The organism is Roseomonas populi (genome assembly GCF_024594815.1).
In the GTDB taxonomy this organism is placed as follows: domain Bacteria; phylum Pseudomonadota; class Alphaproteobacteria; order Acetobacterales; family Acetobacteraceae; genus Roseomonas; species Roseomonas populi.
Window position 1 is genome coordinate 20,617 of record NZ_JANJOU010000016.1, and the last position, 19,419, is coordinate 40,035.

Below are 19,419 nucleotides of genomic sequence, written 5' to 3' on the forward strand. Positions count from 1 at the left end.
GCGGGCCTCAGTTCAGCGTGATCTTGGCGTCGGCCACGAGGGCGCGGTTGCTCGCCAGCTCGCGCGCCAGGAAGCTGCGGAAGCTCGCGGGCGTGCTCGGCACCACCTCGAGCCCGAGGTCGATCAGCCGCGCCTTCACCTCCGGCATCTCCGCGATCTCGCGCACGTGGCGGTCCAGCGTGGCGACGATCTCGTCCGGCAGGCCGCGCGGGCCGAGCAGGCCGAGCCAGGAGCGCGATTCGAAGCCCGGCAGCCCGGCCTCCGCCACCGAGGGCAGGTCCGGCATGGCGGGGGAGCGGCTGAGCGTCGTGACGGCGAGCGCCCTCACCTGCCCGCCGCGCACGGCCTGCAGCGCGGTGGGGATCGTCTCGAACATCAGGTCGATCTGGCCGGCGATGAGGTCGTTGAGGGCCGGGGCGCCGCCGCGATAGGGCACATGGACCATCTGCACGCCGGCGCGGAGCGCGAAGGCCTCGCCCCCGAGGTGCTGGGATGCGCCGATCCCGGCCGAGCCGTAGGTGAGCCGGCCCGGGTTGGCCTTCGCGTAGGCGATAAGCTCCTCCACCGACTTCACGGGCAGGGCGGGGCGCACGATCAGCATGCCCGGCTGCAGCGCGACGAGCGTGATGGGCACGAGGTCCTGCACGGGATCGAAGGGCATGCTGTTGCTCAGCGCGGGCGAGGTGACAATCGGCCCTGCCCCGGCCATCAGCAGCGTGTAGCCGTCCGGCGCGGCCTTGGTGACGTAGTCCGTGCCGACCACCCCCGCGGCGCCGCTGCGGTTGTCCACCATGAAGGACTGGCCGAGCCGGCGCGTCAGCTCCTGCCCGACCAGGCGCGCGAGGATGTCCACGCTCCCTCCTGCCGGGAAGGCGACGACGATCCGCGCGGGCCGGGACGGGTAGGCGTCAGCCGCCCAGGCCCGGGGCGCAGCAAAGGCCGCGACGAGCAAGATGATCCTGATCCACCACATCGACCTCTCCGTTCACTGCGAAGGCCGTGCGACCGCGTATGCTCCCCGTTTCGTCTCAGTCGGCGGGGCGCATTCTGCGCTCCCGGCCTGTCTTGTCGAGCACGCTAGGCCAGCAGGATCCGTGCGTCCGCGATGGTGGCGCCGGCTGGGCCGGCGATCACCGGGTTGAGGTCGATCTCGCTGATCCCGGGATGCGCCAGGGCTAGGCCGGACAGTTGCAGCATCAGCGCCAGGATCGCATCCCGGTCCACGCCGGCGCCGCCGCGCACGCCGTCCAGGATGGCGCTTCCCTTGATCTCGTCGAGCATGGCCTCCGCGTCGCCGCGCCCCAGCGGCAGGCGGCGGAAAGTCACGTCCTTCAGGACCTCGACGAAGACGCCACCGAGGCCGAAGAGCATCACCTTGCCATATTGCGGGTCGGTGGTGACGCCGAGGATGATCTCCACGCCGCGCGGCGCCATCGGGGTCACCAGCACGCCTTCCAGCCGGGCGTCCGGTTGCCTGGCGGCCACCGCGGCCCGCATCGCCGCGGCGCCTTCCGTGATGGCGGGCGCGCCGCTGAGGTTGAGGCGCACGCCGCCTACGTCGGATTTGTGCAGGATGTCGCGGGAGACGATCTTGATGGCCACCGGCACCTCCGTCAGCGCCGCCGGGGGAGCCTCGCCTTCGCGCAGCACCGCGAAGGGCGGCACCGCGATCCCGCTTGCTGCCAGCAGGCGCAGCGCCTCCGGCTCCAGCAGCGCGGAGCGGCCTTCGGCGCGCGCCGCGGCGATGATGGCGCGGGCCTCCTCCGTGGCGGCAGGCGGCGGCGGGGGCGCGGAGACGCGCTGGCGGGCCCGGTGGTACTCCTCGATGCCGGCCAGGCAGGCGGCCGCCACCTCGATGGAGCGCACCACCACGATCCCGGCGTCGCGCAGGATGCGCATCGCCTCGGTGTTCCACTCGGCATAGTGGTTCTGGACGATGATGGGCTTGCCCGTCTCCTGCGAGATCGCCGCCATCTCCCGCGCGGCCGCGTTCTCGGCCTCCCGGATCTCGTCGGTGTCGTTGCGGCACTGGTAGCCGCCGACATAGCCGACCGAGAGCATCGCATCGATGTTGGGGTCGGAGAGGATGGCGCGCGTGCAGGGCCCCAGGTAGCGCGGGTGCGGGTCCGTCGCGCCGCCATAGTCCACCGGGTTGTAGAGCTGGCTGGCGTTCGGCGTGGTGGCTTTCAGTGCCGCCTCGCTCTCCGGCTCCAGCCGCGGCATGGTCAGGCCGCGCTCCGCCAGCGCGTCCACCGCCTGCGAGATGACCCCGCCGCCCTCGGAGAGGATGCCGACGCGGAGCGCCGTCTTGCCGGCGTGGTGCGACAGCGCCTCGGCCACCGGGAACATCTCGTCGGAGCGCTCGACCACCACGATGCCAGCCTGGCGCATCACGCCCTTGCCCACGGCGTAGTCCCCGGCGAGGGACCCGGAGTGGGAGCGCGCCGCGCCTTCGCCCTGCTGCGTGCGCCCGGCCTTGTACAGCACGACGGGCTTGCGGGCGGTCACCTCGCGCGCGGCCTCGACGAAGGCGGCGCCGTCCTCGAACCCTTCGGCGTAGACGATGACGGAGCGGGTCTCTGCGTCCTCGCCGAAGTAGCGCAGGTACTCCGCGAAGCTGATGTCGCTCTCGTTGCCGACGCCGACGAAAGTCGTGAAGCCCGCCTGGCCGTTGCGGATGCTGGCCGTCATCAGCGACATGGCGACGTTGCCGGACTGGGACAGCACGCCGATCCCGCCCTTGTAGATGCCGGGCCAGCCAACGAGATTGAGGCCGGTATGCGCGTCGAAGATGCCGTTGGTGTTCGGGCCGATCAGCCGCACCCCGTGCCGCTTCGCCACCTCGATCGTGCGCGCTTCCAGCTCCGCCCCCTCGACGCCGGACTCGCCGAAGCCGCCGGCGAGCAGCACCGCGCCCTTCACCCCCTTCTCCCCGCATTCGCCGATCACGCCCGGCGCGGCGCGCGCCGGCGTGCACACCAGGGCCGTGTCGATCGCGTGCGGCACGGCGGCGAGGCTGGAGTAGCAGGGCAGCCCGAGGATTTCGCTCTCCTTCGGGTTGATGGGGATGATCATCCCTTCGAAGCCCTGCCGGAACAGGGCCTGGATCGCGCGGTAGCCGCGCTTCGCCGGGTCCTTGGAGGCGCCGATGATGGCGACCGACCGGGGCTTGAGGATGTCGCGGATGGGGCTGGGCATGGGCGGGCTCCTCAGGACGGCCGGTTCAGGTGCTGCTGGCCGAGAAGCGCACGGTCTGTGCCCGCGCCGCCCAGTCGGTCACCACGTTCACCAGGGCCGGCCGCCCCTCCGCCACTGCCTGCGCCGCCCGCTCCAGGGCCGGCCGGATCTCCTCCGGCCGTTCCACGTACTCCCCATGGCAGCCCAGCGCCTTCGCCATCTCGTCGAAGCGCGTGTAGCCGAGCTCGCGGCCGGGCTTCTCGCGCTTCGGGTCGCCGGTCCAGCCGCCGTTGAGGCTTATCACCGTGATTACCGGCAGCCCGTGCCGCGCGGCTGTGTCCAGTTCCAGCCCGTTGAGGCCGAAGGACCCGTCGCCGTGCAGCACCAGCACGGTCTTGTCAGGCTTGGCCGCCTTGGCACCGAGGCCGAAGGGCAGGCCCACCCCCATGATGCCGAAGGGGCCGGAGTTGAGCCGGTGGCCCGCGACGTGGGTGGGGATGGTCTGGCGGCCGTAGTTCAGGATCTCCTGCCCGTCCACGCAGAGGATGGCGTCGCGCGGCAGGAAGTCCCGCACCTCCTTGCAGAGGCGCAGCGGGTGGATCGGCATCTGGTCCGTGGCGAGCGCGGCCTCGGCGGCAGGCGCCTTGGCGGCGTCGATCCCGGCCAGCCGCTCCATCCAGGCGGTGTAGCGGTTGCCGCCCAGCGGGCCGGCCGCCTCCAGCAGCTGGCCCAGCGCGACGCGGACGTCCGCGCAGAGGCCGAGCGAGACCTGCGGCGTCGCGGCCAGCTCCCCCGGGTCGATGTCGATGCGGATGATCTTCGCGTCAGCCGAGAAGCGCGGCGGCCGGCCGTGGCCGAAGACGTAGTTCAGCCGCGTGCCGAGAACGAGCACCAGGTCTGCCTCGCGCAGCGCCGTGGAGCGCGCGTTGGGGAAGGCGCAGCGGTGGTCCTCCGGCACCACGCCGCGGCCCTGCGGCGTGGTGTAGAAGGGCATGCCCGTCCGCTCCACCCACTCCGTCATCGCGGCGGAGGCATCGGACCAGAGGACGCCGCTGCCGGAGATCACGACCGGCCGCTCGGCGGCCTCGAGCATCGCGATGGCCTGGGCGACCTGCGCCGGATCGGCGGCCGGGCGCGGGCGCTCGCCGAGCGGGGCCGGCCAGACCACGTCCGCCTCCTCTACGGAGGCGAAGAGCACGTCGCCTGGCAGGTCGAGATAGACCGGGCCCGGCTTGCCGGAGAGGGCGGTGCGGAAGGCGGCGGCGATGAACTCCGGGATGCGCCGCGTCTCGTAGACGCGCTCCGCCCACTTGGTAAGCGGCTTCATGGCGGAGAGCTGGTCGAATTCCTGGAAGGCGCCGATGCCGTACTCCCGCACGGGGCTGGAGCCGCCGAGCGCCACGACCGGCGCGCAGTCCACCAGCGCATTGGCGAGCCCCGTGCCGAGGTTGAGCGCCCCGGGGCCCGAGCAGGCCATGCACACGCCGGGCGTGTTGCGCAGCCGCGCGTAGGCGTGGGCCATCATGGCCGCCGCCTGCTCGTGCCTCACGTCGATGCCGCGGATGCCGAGGTTGAGGCAGGCCTTCTCGGCCTGCAGCATCGGGGCGCCCATCAGGTAGAAGAAGGTGTCCACGCCCAGCCGCTTTAGCGTCTGGCCCACGAGTTCCGCACCGGTCACCGCCATGCTGGCTGCTCACCCTTTCAAGAATAGTCGTCAAGTCGCGTCGCACTTCGAAGAGTGCGGCACTGCCGGATCGTTGGACCCAAGCCCTCGCGTCCTCATAGGAGCTGGCGTCCTGCAGACTTTCTCAGGCGCGGCATTTCATATCAATTCGTTTCTGATACCAATGTTTGATGCAGAAAATGCATCGGTCCGTAGAGTGGTCTGCCACAGAGGCTGCCCGGGACACTGGTGGGCCCGGCTCACCGGAGGCGCTGCGTCGAGCAAGTGAAGGAGAGGCTCGGCGTCGCCGAACGCCTCGCGTTTCGGATCCTGGGCCAGCACCGCTCGACACAGCAGAAGGTGCCCCGGGGACGCGACGACGAGGCAGCGCTGACGGCTGACATCGTCGAACTCGCGCGGCGGTACGGGCGCTATGGCTACCGGCGCATCACGGCGTTGCTGCAGTGGGCGGGCTGGCCGGCCAAGGCACGGCACTGCCGAAGTCCGGCAGCGGCACGGTCGAGATAATCGGCCACCTTGGGAGGCCATTCCAACAACCGGACAACCGCTAGGCGGCACGAATTCTGCATTGCGCGCCATCGCGCGATTGTCGAACAATTCATCAGTCCAGTTGTCGGGGTCATTACGGTATGAAATCTACGCTTAAAGTCGTGGTGGCCTGCCTGGGGGCTGTCCTGGCCGGCGGAATGTCTGTTGCACGCGCGCAGGAGGCCTGGCCTGACCGCCCGATCCGCCTGGTGGTGCCCTTCGCGCCCGGCGGCGTCACGGACAGCATCGGCCGGCTGAGCGCGGAATGGCTGAGCAACCGCCTTGGCAAGCCCGTGGTGGTGGAGAACCGCAGCGGCGGCAACGGCAGCATCGCGACCGAGTTCGTGGCCGCCAGCCGGCCGGACGGTTACACGCTGCTCGTCGCCAGCGCCTCCCAGTTCGCCGTGCTGCCCGCGCTGACGCCGGTGCGCTACGATCCCGTGCAGAGCTTCGCGCCGATCAGCATCGTCGCCAGCAACCCCTTCGCGCTGGCGGTGCCCGCGAAGCTCGGCGTCTCCAACCTGCAGGAGTTCGTCGCGCTGGCGAAGCGCGACGACACGCTGAACTACGCCTCGGCCGGCAATGGCTCGGGTAGCCACCTCACCATGGCGCTCTTCTTGCGCCGGGCGGGGATCGAGATGCAGCACGTGCCCTATCGTGGCGGCGGCCCTGCCACGCAGGACCTGCTCGCCGGCCGCGTGGCCGCCTATTTCGGCAACCCGGCCGAGGTGGTGCCGCAGGCGCAGGGCGGCACGGTGCGCATCATCGCCACGTCCGGCAGCACGCGCGTCCCGGAGTTGCCGGACGTGCCCACTGTGGCGGAGCAAGGGGTGGCGGGGCTGGTGACGGAAACCTGGAACGGCCTGGCCGCCCCGGCGGGCACGCCGCCCGCGGTCGTGGCCAGGATTGCCGAGGCGATGCGCCCGGCCTGCCAGGATGCCGCCTTCCGGGCCTCGCTCGCCCGGCTGGGCGTCGATCCCGTCTGCAACGGCCCGGCCGAGATGGGCGCGCGGGTGGCGGCGGACCTGCCGGTCTGGAAGGAGGCCGTGCAGATCTCCGGCGCGACGCTGGACTGAGACCAGGCGGGGGAGGAAGTGCCCTCCCCCGCTCCCCCTCAGGTCATCGCTGCCGCCCGGCGCGTGCTCTCGATCAGCGAGGTCCGCAGAAGGAACTCGCGCGCCTTCGCCGGATCGGCGGCCGTGGCGGCCAACTGGTCCAGGCTGGCCCGGCGCTTCTCCGGGTCCTTCTCCTCCAGCCTCTTCTTGTTCGCCACCGTCTGCTGCTGCACGAACTCGATGTTCAGCGTGCGCCGGCGGCGCTCATACCCGTCCAGCAGCGCGGAATCGGCGCCGCCGAATACATGGGCGGAGAGCGTGTCCGCCAGGTCCATCGCGTCGTGCACGCCGAAGTTCAGGCCGAGGCCGCCGATCGGGTTGTTCACATGCCCAGCATCACCGGCCAGGAAAACGCGCCCGCGCCGGAACTGTGCCGCCACGCGCTGGTGCACGCGGTAGAGGTTGCGGTGGACAAGGTCGTAGCGGCCGTCCTTCGGGCGCAGCCCCTGCAGCCGCATCTCCGCGGCCTCGTCCGAGAGAACGGCCTCGTCGCTCTCGTCCTGCGGTGCCGGGAAAACGGCGCGCCAGAGCGGGCCGTTGCCGTCGCCGGCCACCTTGAACAGGTTGGCCCACTCGTTGGGGTCGGCGAAGTAGTTTCGTAGGCAGCAGCCCAGCATCGCTTCGAAGTCGTCGCTCACCGTTAGCACCAGGAAGCGCTCGGGCCAGGTATAGCCCTCGAACTCGATGCCCATCGCCTTGCGCACGGCGGAGCGGCCGCCATCGGCGCCCACCAGCCAGTCCGCGCGCAGCGTCTCGCCGTTGGCCAGGGTCACGGTCACGCCGTCCGCGTCCTGCTCCAGCGCGGCGAGCGGGGCGTTCATACGCGCCGTGGCGTTGGGCAGCGTCGCCAGCCGGTCCAGGCCCATCCGGGCCAGCTTGTGCTGCTCGGTCTGCACCACGAAGGGGAAGGGCGTGTCGTTCTCCAGGATCTGGTGGTCGAACTCCGCCACCATCCGTCCCTCGGGACGGTCCCAGAATTGGAAGTAGCGGGCGACCAGGCCTTCCCGGATGAAGCGGTCGATCAGCCCCACGCGCTCGATCATCGCGAGGGTGGAGGGATGAGTGGTGGAGGCGCGGGGATTGCGGTCCACCTCCGCCGCTGCCTCCAGCAGCGTCACGGTGAAGCCCGCATCGGCCAGGGCCAGGGCGGTGACGACGCCGACCGGCCCCGCCCCCGCGACGATCACGCTCGGCGCAGCCATCAGTGCGCGCTCCCCGAGAAGTCCATGGGCAGCCGGCACTCGGCGACCCGCACGTTTCGGATGGAGGCCGGCGTGTTGCGGCTGCGGCCGACGAAGCGCGGCACGCCCGCGGTGAAGACGGCCGCCACCGCCGGCACGTCGCCGTGCGCGATGGCCGTCAGCGCCTCGTCATGGGCGCCGCCGGCGCAGGCGTCGATCAGCACCACGTCCGCCTCTCGCCCGACCGCCAGCACGCCGGAATCCAGGCCGTAGACGCGCGCGTTGTTGCCCGTCGCGGCCGCGATCGCCTGCTCCGGCGGCATGCCGCCGAGGCTGGCCAGGTGGGTGATGGTGTAGAACATGCCCAGCGGCATGATGCCGCTGCCCGTCGGCGTGTCGGTCGCGATCAGCAGGCGCTCCGGCTGCCCAGCCTCGTCCAGCAGCCGCGCGGTCTTCAGCGCGGTGCGGAGGTTCCCTGCCGTGCAGATCTGCATGGCGACGGAGCTTTCCTTCACCAGGCGCTCGAACCCTTCCTCCGGCATCGCCACCGGCCCGCCATTGACGTGGAAGGAGACGGTGGCGTCCGCCGCCAGGACATGCTCGGCCCAGATACCCGAGGAGCCGGGGATGGAGGACCCGCCCGTGTGCATGGTGGTGACCATGCCGAGCTTCCGGGCCGCCTTCATCAGCGGCGCGTAGTCGTAGGGCGTCGCGAAGGCGCCGAAGCCGGCCTTGGCCAGCCAGATTCCGGCCGCTCTCAGCTCCGCAAGATCCGCCTCCGTAAGCCCGGGCTCCAGGATCACCGATCCCGCGTGAACGCGCATCCCGCCCGGGCGGTAGTCCCGGAAGCAGGCCTGCGCGGCCAGGGCCAGGGCCTTCACCCCCGCCGGGTCCTTCGGGCGGCCGGGGACATGCACCTCGGAGGCGGTGATGGCGGTGGTGGTGCCGCCGTGCACGTAGCTCTCGAGGTAGCCCACCACCTTCTGCCGCGGCGTATAGTCGCCGAAGGTGATATGGACGTGGCTGTCGATCAGCCCGGGGATGGCGACCGTGCCCGCCGCGTCCACCACCACGTCGGCGCCCGAGACCTGCTCCGCCGTCAGCGTGCCGAGGGCGGCGATCCGGCCGCCCTCCAGCAGGATGGAATCCCCGGCGGCGAAGGGGGAGGCCAGCTCCCCCGTCACGATCCGCCCGAGATTGACGATGGCGACCTTCATGCTAGCGCAGCCCGTCGCGCGCGCTGATCTCCCCGGACTTCAGCCCGCCCACGCGCGCGTTCAGCCGGCCGCGGTTGGCCAGCACCACGATCAGCGCCACCTCGTCCGGCGCCGGGGCGTCCGGCGGCAGGGCCATCGTCACGCCGTCGTAGTGGGAGCGGACGTAGAGCGCGTCCTTGTGCGCCAGCGGCACGTCGATGATGCCGCCGGGGGCCGCGACCTTCGTGAAGCTGGGGATCCAGGCCAGCGCCCCGCCCACGGCCACCCGCAGCGGCTCGGCGAAGGTGGTGGTCAGCATGGCATTGGCGTGCTCCTGCTCGCCGCCCAGGCCGACCACGCCGCCCTTGCCGTAGCTCTCCACGGGAAGGCCGCCCATGGCCTCCACGGCCAGCTTCGCCAGCAGCGCGCCCACCGCCTCGCTGTCCGCGACCGCCTGGGACAGGTCCGCCTCGTAGCGGCCGACATAGGGGTTGGCCACGATGGCGAGGGCGGCCACCTTGCGCAGCGGCACATCGCTGCGCTGCCCGGCCTCCACGGCCTTCTCCTCGACCAGGGTGGACCAGCGGCGGATCTCGAGCGGCATGGGAAGCTCCGGAAGCGTGTTGCCGGATCATCGGTTCACATTATAGGATTGTCAAACAATCCATCGCCATAGGAGGCCTCCTTGCAGGGCACGACCATCCTCTTCTCCGAGATGACGCCGCCCCCGGGCCGGGAGGAGGAATTCCACGCCTGGTACGACGAGGAGCACATCCCCCTTCGCATGGCCGTGCCCGGCTTCGTCTCCGCCCGCCGCTACCGCGACACGGGCGAGGGGGCGAAGGGCTTCCTGGCCGTCTACGAGATGGACGCGCCGGGCGTGCTGAAGTCCGACGCCTATGGCGTGGTGAAGAACCAGCCGAGCGCGCTGACGAAGGACATGCTGGGCAGCGTCTCCGGCTTCACCCGCTATATCGGGCAGGAAATGGCCGTGCGCCGCCGCGCCGATGGCGATGCGCCGACCGCGCTGGACGCCCCGCTGCTCTACGCCGTGTGGTTCCAGGTGCCGGAGGACCGTTGCGCAGATTTCGACGCGTGGTACGAGCAGGACCATGTCCCCCTGCTGATGGAAAGCCCGGACTGGCTGATGGTGCGCCGCTTCCGTATCACTGATGGGGACCCGCTTCCCTATAACCGCCTCGCCCTGCACTACCTGGCGGACCGCGCGGCCCTCTCCTCCCCCGCGCGGGAGAAGGCGCGGGCCACGCCCTGGCGCGCGCGGCTGGCCGCCGAGCCCTGGTTCAAGGGCACATACAGCGTGTTCGAGGCGACGCGGCCCCGCCAGACACCGGCCCGTTGATGGACCTGCGCGTCGCCCCCCTCGGCGTCCAGTCCCAGGCGGTGGACAAGCTGCGGGAGGCGATCGTCTCCGGCCACTTCCAGCCTGGGCAGCGGCTGGTGGAGGCCGAACTGTGCCGCCTGCTGGGCATCAGCCGGGGTTCGGTGCGGGAGGCGCTGCGACGGCTGGAGGGGGAGCGGCTGGTCATCATCACCCCTAATCGCGGCCCCTCGGTCACGGAGCTGAGCTGGGAGGAGGCGGCGCAGATCTACGAGGTGCGCGCGCTGCTGGAGGGGGAGGCGGCCGCCCTCGCGGCCAGGCGCGCCACGGAGGTCCAGCGCACCGCCATGGCAGGGGCGCTGGCGGCTTTCGATACGGCCGTGGCGGACGACGACGCCCTGAGCCGCATCCACGCGACTGCGCGCTTCTACGACCTGATGCTGGCGGCCTGCGGGAACGGGGTGATCGAGGAGGTTCTGCGCGGCCTGCACGCGCGCATCAACCTGCTGCGCTCCCGCTCCATGTCCCGCCAGGGCCGGGCGCCGCAGAGCGCGCGGGAGATGCGCGCCATCCTGGACGCGGTCCAGGCCCGCGCGCCCGCGGCGGCCCGCAAGGCCGCGCTGCTGCACGTGCAGGCCGCCTGCGCCGCGGCGAAGGAGGCGATGGCCGAGCGGCAGGTGGCTTAGCGCCTCCGCCCAGCCGCCGCCCGGCGAGCGGGCGCGCGGTCTCCGGCTGCCCGCCCCAGGGCTTGCGGGCCCGCTACCGCCGCGGTCCGCTCAGCCCCCGGCAGCCTGCAGGCACGCCCAGATCCGTGGCGGCGTGGCCGGCAGGGGGAACTCGGCGATGCCGGCGGGGGCGAGGGCATCCAGCAGGGCGTTGTAGCCCGCGGCGAAGGCTCCGGTCGTTCCGGCCTCCCCCGCGCCCTTGGTGCCCAGCGGGTTGGTGCGGCAGGGCACCTCCACCAGTTCCGTCACATAGGCGGGCAGGTCCTCCGCGCGCGGCAGGCCGTAATCCATGAAGGACGCGGTGAGGGGCTGGCCGGTCTCGGGGTCATAGACCGCGCGCTCGCCGAGGATCTGCCCCAGCCCCTGGGCGATGCCGCCCTGCACCTGCCCGTGCGCCAGGGTGTGGTCCACCACCCGGCCGATGTCGTCCACCGCGACGAGGCGGATCACCCTCAGGTCGCCGGTCGTCGGCTCAACCTCCAGCTCGGCCACGTGGCAGCCGTTCGGGAAGGTGAGATCGGCCCGTGCGCGCTCCAGCACCTGGACGGCGCCGAGGCGGGCGGCCAGTTCGGCCAGGCCCAGGCCGCGATCGGTGCCCGCCACGACCACCCTCCCCGCCTCCCACGCCAGGTCGGCCGCGTCCGCCTCCAGCAACGGCGCCGCGCGCTCCTTCAGCACCTCGACGAGCCGCGCCGAGGCCAGGAGGCAGGCGGCGCCGCCCACCGTCATGGAGCGCGAACCGACGCTGCCGGTGCCCTCCGGAACGAGATCGGAATCACCTTCTCCGAGCCGCACCGCGGCGGGATCGATGCCCAGCTCCCTCGCGACCAGCCGCGGGAAAACAGTGGCATGGCCCTGGCCGTTGGACTGCATGCCGCCGCGAATTTCGATCACGCCGCCGGGCATGAGCTCGAGGCGAACATCCTCGAACGGCGTGCCGCCGGCGATCTCCAGGTAGCAGGCGATGCCGAGGCCGCGCAGCCGTCCTTCCCGCCGCGCCGCCTCGCGCCGGGCGGGAAAGCCGGCATGGTCTGCCAGCGCCAGGGCACGGTCCAGCAGGGCGGGGAAGTCGCCGCTGTCGTAGGTGAGGCCGTTCGGCGCGGCGTAGGGCATTTCGGCCGGGCCGATCAGGTTACGTCGGCGGAGCGCGACGGCATCGATCCCGGTCTGTCGGGCCGCCGCCTCCACCAATCGTTCCATGATGGCATTGGCCTCGGGCCGGCCGGCGCCGCGATAGGGGGCTGTGGGCACGGTGTTCGTGTAGAGGCAGCGCACCCGCAGGCTGATCGCGGGCGTGCGGTACACGCCGATGAGGCAGCGGTAGAGGTTGGAGGTCGCGGTGAAGGTGGCGTGGCTCGTCTGGTAGGCGCCGGTGTTCACCGTGGAGTCCAGCCGCACCGCGAGGAAGCGCCCCTCCCCGTCCAGCGCGAGCTCGCCCTCCAGCACGCTGTCCCGGCCCTGCGTGTCCGAGAGGAAGCTCTCGGACCGGGTCGCGGTCCAGCGCACCGCGCGACCGATGCGGCGCGCCGCCTCCAGCAGCGCCGCATACTCGGGATAGACGTGGGTCTTGGCGCCGAAGCCGCCCCCGACATCGCCCGAGACCACGCGCACGCGCGCGGTGTCCACCCCCATCAGCGCGGCAATCTGGTCCCGCAGCCCTGCTGCCCCCTGGGAACCGCCCGTCATCTCGAAACGGTCCGCTGCTGCGTCGAAGCGCGCCACGACGGAGCGCGGCTCCATCGGGCAGACGACGAGGCGCTGGCTGACGATTTTGGCCCGGACCACATGGGCGGCCGCGGCGAAGGCGGCCTCCGTGGCGGCCATGTCCCCCGCCGCGAAGTCAAGCGCCAGATTGTCCGGCGCATGGTCCCAGACCGGCGCGGCCGGGGTGGGGTCGTAGGTGGTGCCGGTCACGGCCGGCAGCTCCTCGTACTCCACCTCCACCGCCTCGGCCGCGTCCTGGGCCGCGTGGAGGGTCTCGGCCACCACCAGGGCGATGGGGTGGCCGACGAAGCGCACCCGGTCCGTCGCCAGCGGCGGCACCTCCGGCACCGTCATCGGCCGGCCATCCGCGTGGCGCTGCGGCGGCACGCCGGCCATGCGGCCGAAGCCCGGCAGGTCCGCCCCGGTCAGCACCGCCAGCACGCCCGGCATCGCGCGCGCCGCCGAGGCATCCACGCGCAGAAGGCGGGCATGGGACATGGGCGACCGCAGGAAGGCGGCGGCCGCTACCCCTTCCGGGGTCACGTCCGCGCCGTAGCGGCCCCCTCCCCGCAGCAGGCGGTCATCCTCGATCCGCGGACCGGCCACCGCCTCACTCCCCGCGCGACAGGGGCGGGCTGGCGTAGCCCGGCACGACATGGGCGTCGATGAAGTAGGGCCGCCCGGCCTCCACGGCGGCCAGGCCGCGGCGCAGCGCCTCCTCCAGCTCGGGCACCGTGCGCACCGGTCCCTCGGCCTCCACCCCTTGGGCACGGGCCATGGCGGAGAGGTCCACCTCCGGATCGGCGATGCGCTGGCCGATCCAGCGGTTCTCCGGCGGGCGACCGCGGATCTTCGCCACCGCCTCCTGGTGGATCTCGTCGTTGAAGTTGGAGCGGTTATTGGAGACGATGAAGAGCGCGGGGATGCGGTAATGGACCGCCGTCCAGAGCGCCGTGATGCCCTGCAGCGTGTCGCCGTCGCCGAGCACGGCCACCACCGGCCGTCCGGTGTCGCGCAGCGCCAGCGCCGCGCCCACCGTGAGACCGGGCCCCGCCGCGAGGCCGGCGCCGCCATCATGGCCGAGGAAGTCCAGCGGATCCCGGAAATGATAGGCGTTGCCCGCCCAGCCGATGGTGACATGCGCCAGCGTCAGCTTGCGCTCCCCGCGCAGCTTCACGAGCGCCACCTCCACGTCGCGCGGGGCGATCTCCTGCGCCGCGTTGTCGCTGTACTCGGCGGCCGGAGCGGTGTTCCGGCTGGCCCCGTCCCAGCGCCGCGCGCCGCCGAGCAGCCTCTCCAGCGCCGGCAGGAGCTGGGCGACGAAGGTATCGGCATCGGCCATGACCGGTAGATCCGCCGGCGGCAGGCCGAAATGATCCATGCTCCAGCCATTGTGCAGCACGCTGTCGAGCGAGACGTGGGCGATCTTCGCCGCCACCTTCTCGGTCCGGCGGGTCACCTGCAGCAGGAAGCCGTTCAGGTCCACCCAGTCGAAGCTGACGATGACGTCCGCCTCCTTCACCGCCTGCTTCGCGGCGGCGTTCAGCCAGTAGAAGGGCGGCACCAGGTGCAGCGGGTGGTCGGTCGGGAAGGCCGCGCGCTCGCGGATGGAGGTCATGACGGAGGCGCCCGCCAGCTCCGCCAGGCGCACGCGGCGGTCCCAGGCCTCCTGCGCGCGGGAGCCGCGGCCGAAGAGGAAGAGCGGCCGCTCGGCCCCGGCGACCAGGGCGGCAATCTCCTCCACCAGCGCCTCCGGCGCGGGCGGCGGGGCGGGGGGCGCGTAGCGGGCGACGGGCGGCAGCTCCATCTCCCGCTCCAGCTTCTGCTCCTGCAGCCCGGCATCCAGGCAGACATAGACCGGCGCGCGCGGCAGCGAGGAGGTGAGCTGGTGGGCGCGCAGGATGCTCTCCGGCATCGCCTCGGCCGATCGCGGCTCGTCGTCCCACTTGGTGTAGCCCCGCACCAGGGCGCCCTGGTCCTTGGCGGTGTGGATCCAGTCGATCCAGGGGCGGCGCTTGGTGGCGTCCACCGGCCCGGTGGCGCCGAGGATCATCATCGGCACGCGGTCGCACCAGGCATTGAAGATGCCCATCGTGCCGTGCAGCAGGCCCACGTTGCTGTGCAGCACCGCCGCCATCGCCTTGTCCGTCACCTTCGCATAACCGTGCGCGATGGAGACCACGTGGTCCTCGTTGAGGCAGAGCAGCATCTGCGGCGTGGCATTGCCGAGGTAGTTCACCAGGCTGTCGTGGAAGCCGCGGTAGCTCGCGCCCGGGTTCAGCGCGATGTAGGGGATGTCCAGCGCCCGCAGCATGGCGGCCGCGACGTCGCTGCCCCATTCGAGGCGCGGGTTGCCGCCCACCGCCGGCCGTTCCAGATCCTGCATGGTTCGATCAACCTTCCGCATTGAGGCCTTGCCCTTCGCGCAACCCGCGAAAGGCGGAGAGAGGACCCGGCATGAAGGGGGCCGGGAGGGAGCGGAGCAGGGCGGGGGAGAGGTCCGGGAGGCGCGCGCAGCCCAGCAGGGCCATCGCCGTCCGGATCTCCTCCGCCAGGAGAGCGAGCAGGTGCCGCAGGCCGGCCTCGCCCCCGGCCGCCAGGGCCCAGCCCTGGAGCTTGCCGAGGCCGACCGCCCGCGCGCCGAGGCAGAGCGCCTTGAGGATATCGGTGCCTCGCAGGAAGCCGCCATCGACCAGCACCTCGGCCCGCCCCGCGACCGCCTCCACCACGGGCGGCAGCAGGTCGAGGGCACCGAGGGTGAAGTCGAGCTGCCGGCCGCCATGGTTCGAGACATAGACGGCATCCATCCCCGCCTCCACGGCCAGCGCGGCGTCCGCGGGCGAGGCAATGCCCTTCAGCACCAGCGGCAGCCGCGTCATGCCCCGCAGGGCCGCCACCATGTCCCAGGTCAGGCCGGACTGGTGCGCGGTGATCTGCGCGCCGCCCCCCGCACCCAGATGCGCGCGGTCTGCCGCCATGGAGGAAGAGTAGCGGTTGATCAGGTCGCGCTCGCGCCGCCCGTAGACGGCGGAATCAACGGTGAGACAGACCGCGGCATATCCGGCCGCCTCGGCGCGGGCGACGAGGTCGCGCAGCCAGGCGCGGTCGCCGCGCATGTAGACCTGCAGGACCAGCCCCGGCGCCTCCCGCGCGATCGCTTCAGGCCCCGGCTCCGCCATGAGGCTGACGAAGGCGGTGGTGCCGGAAGCGGCTGCCGCCCGCGCCGCGGCGGGAGCGCCTCCGGGATGGAGCAGCGCGAGCGAGCCGATGGGGGCGAGGAAGACAGGCAGTGCGAGCGGGCGCCCGAGCAGCACCGTCCTCTCCTCTACCCGCGACACGTCGCGCAGGACGCGCGGAACGAACCCCATGCGCTCGATCGCGGCGCGGTTCGCGGCGATCGTCGCCTCCGATTCCGCACCGCCGGACAGGTAGTCCCAGACCTCCCGCCGCAGGCGCCCGGCGGCCAGGCGGACCAGTTCCTCCGCCGTTCGCCCGAGAGAGTCGGCCGCGCCGTCGCTCATCCGTTCGGCGTGATGTTCAGGTCGGTGATGAGCGGCCCCCAGCGCAGCCGCTCCGCCGCCCAGAAGGCCGAGGCCTCCGTGGGTGATGAGCCGACGAAGACGGCGCCCTGCGCCTCCATGCGCTGCCGCACCTCAGGCTGGCGCGTGATGGCGGCGATGTCGGCGCTGACCTTCGCCACCATGGCCGGCGGCGTGGCGGCCGCCATGGCGACCGTGGTCCAGGAGGAGGCGTCCAGCCCCTCAAAGCCGCTCTCCCTCGCCGTCGGCACGCCGGGCAGCACGGCGGAGCGCGCCTCGGCCAGCACGGCGATGGCCTTCAGCCGGCCGGCCTGCACATGCGGCACCACCTCCGTGGTTGGGCCGGCGTAGAATTGCAGCCGCTCCCCGATCAGGTCGGCGACGCCCTGGCCGCCGCTGCGATAGGGAACATGGGTTAGCTCCAGCCGCTCCCGGCGGGCCAGGAGTTCCCCGAAGAGGTGGGGCGTCGTGCCGGCACCCGGCGAGGGGTAGGCCATGCCGGGCCTGGCGCGCGCGGCCGCCACCAGCTCGCCCAGCGAGTTGACCGGGGAGGCCGCGGGCACCACCAGAACCAGCGGATAGAAGGCGACGAGCGAAACGCCGGTGAAGTCCCGGACCGGATCGTAGCCGAGGTTGCGGTAGATGAAGGGCGCGATGACGAAGGGTGGCGGAGCCAGCAGCATGGCGTGCCCGTCCGGCGGCAGGCGGGCCACGTATTCCGTGCCCACCGTGGTGGTGCCACCGCCGCGGTTCTCCACCACCACGGGCTGGCCCCAGGCCGCGTTGAGGCCGTTCGACAGGATCCGGGCCATGATGTCGGACGACCCGCCGGGCGCATAGGGCACGACGAGCGTCACGGGACGGGAGGGGTAATGCCCTTGTGCCCGGGCGGGGTCCGGCAGGGCGGATCCCGTCCACACCGCACCGGCGAGGCTACCCAGGCAGAACTGACGTCGAAGCATCGCTGTCCCCCTTCGTGCTGGCTCTTCCCCAGTGCGGCCTGTTCCCGGCCTTGCCCCGCGGCCTATCCGCCGCGGGGGATGGTACGCAGCGCTCTCCTACTCCGCGGCGAGCGGCGGAAGTGACAGCGCCGCATCGACGAGGCCGGTCGCGCGGTCGAAGTCATAGTTGCGGAAGACGTTCATCTTCACGAGGAAGGACGCCCCGCCATAGAACTTCTCGTACTGCTGGTGGCGGTTTCCGAATTCCGTGCCGATGAAGTCCCAGGCCAGCTTCATCAGTGCCACCTTGTCTCGCGCTGCCTGCTTCGGGGTGCCGAGGAAGCGGTCCAGGTCGGCCGCGATCTCCGGGTTCTCGAAGTCGCGCTCGGAGGAGGGGAGCGTGATCATGCCGGCGCCGGTGATCTCGCGGACAATGTCGATCATGCGCGGGTTGATTTCGGACTGCAGCGCCATGACGGAGTAGAGGGTGTTACGGGACGGCCAGAGCACGCCGTCATCCTCGACCTTCGCCATCACCTCCTGCGCCTGCACCATGCTGTCCACGATGGTGGCGAGGGAGGCGAGCTCGCCCATCTGTACCATCACCGGCGGGTTCTTGTCGTGGCCGGTGGCCTCGTTCATGCGCTTGGCGAGGCCGAGGAGAAAGCGCAGCTTCGTCGCGTAGCGCGCCTGGGCCTGCAGGTTGCCGTAGACGTGGGAGGGCGTCTTCCACCACTGGTCGAAACAGATCTGCGTGTTCCGGTAGATGAACACGTCCTCCCAGGGAACGAAGACATCGTCCAGCACGACGAGGCTGTCGGTCTCGTCGAAGCGGCTGGTGAGGGGGTAGTCGAAGGCGTTCTCGGCCTTCGCCGCGAAGCCGCGGCGGGAGAGAAGCTTCAGCCCCGGTGCGTTCATCGGGATCGCGACGCCGATCGCGTAGTTCTCGTCCCCGGGCTGCAGGGGGTGGATGCAGCTGAGATAGAGGTAATCGGAGAAGACACCGCCGGTGGCGAGCTGCTGGGCACCCCGGACGACGATGCCGCCATCCTTCTCCCGCACGACACCGGCATAGAGAGAGGGGTCACTCTGCTGGTGCGCGGGCTTGGAGCGGTCGATCTGCGGCGGCACGATCGCGTAGCTGGCGTAGAGGTGGTTGTCGCGCAGCTTTTCATAGAAGCGCACGACATTATCCGCGAACTGCTGCCCGCCCGCGGCGAAGACCGAGGGCTTGGCGGCGTAGCCCGCGAAGAAGCCTGCCACATGGTCCGGCGTGCGGCCCATCAGCCCGAAGGTGGCCTCCGCCCAGGCCTCGGCAGCCAGCCGCTTGGCGCGGATATCCGCATGGGTGCGCGGGATCTGGTAGGCACGCAGGACGGGTGCGCCGTCCGCGGGGGAGGCGTAGGTCAGGCGCTCCCGGTTCGCCGGGTCGGCGGCCATGTCGTAGAGGCGGGCGATCGAGCGCGCGCCCTCCCGGAAGGCGGGGTGGCGCGTCACGTCGCGCACCAGCTCACCGTCGACATAGACACGGCGGCCGTCATCGGCGATGGCGCGCAGGTACTCCGCGCCGGTGCGAAGCGGCGCGGTACTTCCGGTGGTGGTCCGCGGCGACAGGATAGTGTCCATGGGGCGGCTCCTGGGGGGATGAGGATCAGGCGGCGAGGTCGGCGAGGCTGCGGTAGCCCCCGCGCCAGAAGAGCAGCGGCGGCTCGTCCGAGCCGACGACCTCCGCGCGCAGCACGCGGCAGACGAGGATGAGGTGGTCGCCCCCGTCATGCGCGCCGTGCAGCGCGCACTCGAAGCCGACCAGGGCGCCATCGATCAGCGGGCAGCCCTCGGCCCCGGGACGCCAAGCGGTGCCGGCCCACTTATCCCCGCCCCGGGCCGCGAAGCGGGAGGACAGCACATCCTGCCCCTCCGCCAGCACGTTGATGCCGATGCGGCTCGCCGCCGCGAAGGCAGGAAGGCCGAGCGAGCGCCGGTCCAGGCTGAACAGGACGAGCGGCGGGTCCAGGGAGACGGTGTTGAAGGAGCTGACCGTCATGCCCACCGGCCCGCCGTCCGACAGCGTCGTGACAATGGCGACCCCTGTCGGAAAATGCCCGAAGGCATCGCGGAGCTGACGAGGTTCCATGACCCTCTCCGGCATCGATAGCTACAACTTGTATGCTTCTCGGGAGGTACGCAAGCGGAATTTCGTGGTGCGGCCGAAGCCCGGCGAGACGGCGCGGCCGGGCGTGGCGGAGCAGCACTCCACCCCGGCAATTTCCCACGCGCCGATCACGGTTTA

Annotated in this window: 15 protein-coding genes and 1 pseudogene; 4 read left to right on the forward strand and 12 right to left on the reverse strand. The window is 71.6% G+C overall.

The annotated features are described in order from the left end of the window. Positions 1 to 7: 7 nt before the first annotated feature. From NRP21_RS17040 to NRP21_RS17050, 3 genes are all read right to left on the reverse strand, one after another. Positions 8 to 973 carry a Bug family tripartite tricarboxylate transporter substrate binding protein gene (locus NRP21_RS17040; protein ID WP_257717428.1) on the reverse strand — a complete coding sequence of 322 codons (966 nt, stop codon included), beginning with the start codon at positions 971 to 973 and terminating at the stop codon, positions 8 to 10. Between the two features lie 104 nt (positions 974 to 1,077). Next, positions 1,078 to 3,198, reverse strand: a complete 2,121-nt coding sequence (locus NRP21_RS17045; RefSeq protein WP_257717429.1) for an acetate--CoA ligase family protein — start codon at positions 3,196 to 3,198, stop codon at positions 1,078 to 1,080. A 25-nt stretch (positions 3,199 to 3,223) separates the two neighbouring features. Next, a complete protein-coding gene (locus NRP21_RS17050) occupies positions 3,224 to 4,861 on the reverse strand; it encodes a thiamine pyrophosphate-binding protein (protein ID WP_257717430.1) in 1,638 nt (545 codons plus the stop codon). A gap of 201 nt (positions 4,862 to 5,062) precedes the next feature. Here NRP21_RS17050 and NRP21_RS17055 point away from each other — a divergent pair. Both NRP21_RS17055 and NRP21_RS17060 read left to right on the forward strand, forming a co-directional pair. After that, positions 5,063 to 5,317: pseudogene (locus tag NRP21_RS17055) on the forward strand (IS3 family transposase); the annotation flags it as partial. A 230-nt stretch (positions 5,318 to 5,547) separates the two neighbouring features. Next, positions 5,548 to 6,465: a Bug family tripartite tricarboxylate transporter substrate binding protein gene (locus NRP21_RS17060; protein ID WP_257717431.1), complete on the forward strand. Its 918-nt coding sequence runs from the start codon at positions 5,548 to 5,550 to the stop codon at positions 6,463 to 6,465. A gap of 38 nt (positions 6,466 to 6,503) precedes the next feature. On the opposite strand, the gene NRP21_RS17065 is transcribed toward NRP21_RS17060, so the two are convergent. Genes NRP21_RS17065 through NRP21_RS17075 form a run of 3 tightly spaced genes read right to left on the reverse strand, consistent with a single transcriptional unit; the run spans position 6,504 to position 9,485 of the window. Then, positions 6,504 to 7,706, reverse strand: coding sequence for an FAD-dependent oxidoreductase (locus NRP21_RS17065; protein WP_257717432.1), 1,203 nt, complete (start codon positions 7,704 to 7,706; stop codon positions 6,504 to 6,506). Next, a complete protein-coding gene (locus NRP21_RS17070) occupies positions 7,706 to 8,902 on the reverse strand; it encodes an amidohydrolase family protein (RefSeq protein WP_257717433.1) in 1,197 nt (398 codons plus the stop codon). The genes NRP21_RS17065 and NRP21_RS17070 overlap by 1 nt, the downstream gene beginning before the upstream one ends. A gap of 1 nt (position 8,903) precedes the next feature. Then, positions 8,904 to 9,485, reverse strand: coding sequence for an amino acid synthesis family protein (locus NRP21_RS17075; protein WP_257717434.1), 582 nt, complete (start codon positions 9,483 to 9,485; stop codon positions 8,904 to 8,906). Between the two features lie 81 nt (positions 9,486 to 9,566). Here NRP21_RS17075 and NRP21_RS17080 point away from each other — a divergent pair, with 81 nt between their 5' ends. Together NRP21_RS17080 and NRP21_RS17085 are read left to right on the forward strand one after the other, a co-directional pair. Continuing rightward, positions 9,567 to 10,241 carry a DUF4286 family protein gene (locus NRP21_RS17080; protein WP_257717435.1) on the forward strand — a complete coding sequence of 225 codons (675 nt, stop codon included), beginning with the start codon at positions 9,567 to 9,569 and terminating at the stop codon, positions 10,239 to 10,241. Further along, entirely contained in the window at positions 10,241 to 10,906 is a 666-nt protein-coding gene (locus tag NRP21_RS17085) for a GntR family transcriptional regulator (protein WP_257717436.1), read from the forward strand. Before NRP21_RS17080 ends, NRP21_RS17085 begins: the two co-directional genes overlap by 1 nt. A 90-nt stretch (positions 10,907 to 10,996) precedes the next feature. On the opposite strand, the gene NRP21_RS17090 is transcribed toward NRP21_RS17085, so the two are convergent. The 6 genes from NRP21_RS17090 to NRP21_RS17115 all read right to left on the reverse strand — a co-directional run bounded on the left by NRP21_RS17090 (position 10,997) and on the right by NRP21_RS17115 (position 19,263). After that, positions 10,997 to 13,255: a xanthine dehydrogenase family protein molybdopterin-binding subunit gene (locus NRP21_RS17090; protein WP_257717437.1), complete on the reverse strand. Its 2,259-nt coding sequence runs from the start codon at positions 13,253 to 13,255 to the stop codon at positions 10,997 to 10,999. Between the two features lie 4 nt (positions 13,256 to 13,259). After that, the gene (locus NRP21_RS17095; RefSeq protein ID WP_257717438.1) at positions 13,260 to 15,035 is read right to left on the reverse strand and encodes a thiamine pyrophosphate-binding protein; all 1,776 of its coding nucleotides are present in this window, start codon (positions 15,033 to 15,035) and stop codon (positions 13,260 to 13,262) included. A gap of 7 nt (positions 15,036 to 15,042) precedes the next feature. Further along, positions 15,043 to 16,170 carry an alpha-hydroxy acid oxidase gene (locus tag NRP21_RS17100; RefSeq protein ID WP_257717439.1) on the reverse strand — a complete coding sequence of 376 codons (1,128 nt, stop codon included), beginning with the start codon at positions 16,168 to 16,170 and terminating at the stop codon, positions 15,043 to 15,045. Then, positions 16,167 to 17,150, reverse strand: coding sequence for a Bug family tripartite tricarboxylate transporter substrate binding protein (locus tag NRP21_RS17105; protein ID WP_257717440.1), 984 nt, complete (start codon positions 17,148 to 17,150; stop codon positions 16,167 to 16,169). The genes NRP21_RS17100 and NRP21_RS17105 overlap by 4 nt, the downstream gene beginning before the upstream one ends. Before the next feature lie 96 nt (positions 17,151 to 17,246). Then, positions 17,247 to 18,755, reverse strand: coding sequence for a 4-hydroxyphenylacetate 3-hydroxylase family protein (locus tag NRP21_RS17110; RefSeq protein WP_257717441.1), 1,509 nt, complete (start codon positions 18,753 to 18,755; stop codon positions 17,247 to 17,249). 25 nt (positions 18,756 to 18,780) lie between these two features. Then, positions 18,781 to 19,263 (reverse strand): flavin reductase family protein, encoded by a 483-nt coding sequence (locus NRP21_RS17115; RefSeq protein ID WP_257717442.1) that lies wholly within the window; start codon positions 19,261 to 19,263, stop codon positions 18,781 to 18,783. Positions 19,264 to 19,419 lie beyond the last annotated feature (156 nt).